This window comes from Bacteroides sp. RTP31139st1_H2_RTP31139_211217 (assembly GCF_040227615.1).
Classification (GTDB): domain Bacteria; phylum Bacteroidota; class Bacteroidia; order Bacteroidales; family Bacteroidaceae; genus Bacteroides; species Bacteroides uniformis.
This window is the reverse complement of sequence record NZ_JBCNZM010000313.1, coordinates 1-1854: the sequence shown is the minus strand read 5'-3', so window position 1 is coordinate 1854 and position 1854 is coordinate 1. Positions and strand designations below refer to the sequence as shown.

At 49.7% G+C, this 1854-nt stretch carries 2 protein-coding genes and 1 pseudogene; all 3 read right to left on the bottom strand.

Translation table 11 applies throughout. The features are described 5' to 3' along the window. Positions 1–219, bottom strand: a pseudogene (locus ABUA47_RS24440) (ClC family H(+)/Cl(-) exchange transporter); the annotation flags it as partial. A 72-nt stretch (positions 220–291) separates the two neighbouring features. Beyond that, the gene (locus ABUA47_RS24435) at positions 292–468 is read right to left on the bottom strand and encodes a DUF4250 domain-containing protein (protein WP_005832662.1); all 177 of its coding nucleotides are present in this window, start codon (positions 466–468) and stop codon (positions 292–294) included. A 119-nt stretch (positions 469–587) separates the two neighbouring features. Next, positions 588–1854, bottom strand: a 1267-nt coding sequence (locus ABUA47_RS24430; RefSeq protein WP_349832249.1) for a carboxypeptidase-like regulatory domain-containing protein, incomplete at its 5' end; no start/stop codon positions are given.

Below are 1854 nucleotides of genomic sequence, written 5' to 3'. Positions count from 1 at the left end.
GGCCGGATGCGAAGCGAAGAAACCACTGCGGAGGTGGAACAGATAATAGAGAAGATAGTGATAGGGCACAGCGACCAGTCCCGTCAGCAAACCGACGAACATGCTGACGAAATACAACCGGGCATCCACCAGCTTCAACTTCCAGATGTGCCAGCCGCGTACTGTTTTCCAGTTCTTGACCCTCGTCCAAAGACGTTCTGCCTTATCCCATAGTTCCATAACAAAACAACTCCCGTTAACTTGCGCTTTACAACAACAAGCAACGGGAGTTGTTTTATACAGAAACATTATTTACCAAAATCTGTTCTTTGCAGGATTATACTCAAATCCCACGAGCTTCAATTTTCGTACAATGTCCTCTTTCTCTACGTTCATATCCTCGCAGAGCGCGTCCAGCGAAGGATAGAAATCACGCAGTTTCATGTTGATGAAGCTGTACAGCATCACCGGGTCCTCAGGTAATCTCATAGTTACAATCTTTAAATTTAAACTAATACCGGGGGCAAAATTACAATAAAAAAACAAAATAGAGATAATTTTAGTGTAGAATATACAACCTACCCGCCGCAAACGATTGAGGGCCATGTTTACGGAGCTTCCGTCTGCTCTATCTTCAAGGAGACCTTCTCGATAATCTTTCCAAGCTCCTCTTCCAGCGGAATCACATTGAAGTCGCCCCAGAAATCGGCGTCATACTTGAAGTCGGTTTCAGAGAAGACGGTATGCACCGGCAACCGTTCCGCACGCGGGAAGCGCGTCACGTTCTCCCCGTCAATCCGGCAGGTCACCATCTCGAACCAGGTATACAGAGTGGGATTACTGAAGAGCATGCGTTTTCTCTTCATCTTGAAGTAAAGGTCGCCACGGATGTGGTGGACATAATAGGTACCGTTCCAGGGTTTGTATGAGACGGTATAGACAAGTTTCTCCGTTGTCAGCCTGATTTTCGGAGCCTGGCGTATCACGAAAAGCCGTGTGGCGGCCTTCACATACCGGGGATGAATTTCGAAGCGGGCACGCAGCAAGGCGCTGTTCTCCGAGTCTATATAGAGTTCTCCGCAGAACAAAGGCTCCTTTACCCCACGTTTCTGCTCAAAATAGACGACGTTGGCAGTACGGTCGTCCACCGATACGATGTCGCCCGAAGTATAGGTATAAAGTTCCTCGCCGGATTCCAGCAAGAGGAAGTCTGGAAGATTCTTCATGATGTCCAACTGCAGACATGCCTCCACCCCGGAGCTGATTTTGGCAAGCACACTGTCCGTCTGTTCCCGGTTATCTATCTTGCTCATCTTGAGCAGTTTCACCTGGTCTTTCTGTCCGGGTTCCATCGTCGGTGATTTGTAGACCTTGAAAACGGCCTCCGTCAGGCTCTGGAACTTATTCTTCAATTGTACGCCTTCCCGGTAGAAGGTGGTCAGATAGACCGGAGAAGTGGAGCAGTTTCTATCCCGGTGCTCTATCATCTCGCGAAGCAGCTTTTTAGGCTCCACCAAGCGGATAAGCACTTCTTGCAAGGAAATGACTTTCGGCTCAAGGCTCAGGACATTGCTACGTCCTTCCAAAGCAGAGGCTTCCACCGTTTGCCCCACATAACCCAGATGGGAGAAGGAGAGCATGCAGCGCCTCAATGAGTCGGGCAGATTGAGCCGGAATTCACCGTTCTGGTTGGTAATGTTACCCAGTGAGGTTCCTTGTGCGATGACCGACGCACTGACGACGGGCTCTCCCGTCTCCTTGTCCAGCAGGATTCCGGCAATGGTGGAATATGCCGGTCGGGGCGGCAGGGGTACCGTTTCTTCCATACTCTTCCTTTCTGCCGCCCGTGTTATCAATATATGGTTGCCTAATACC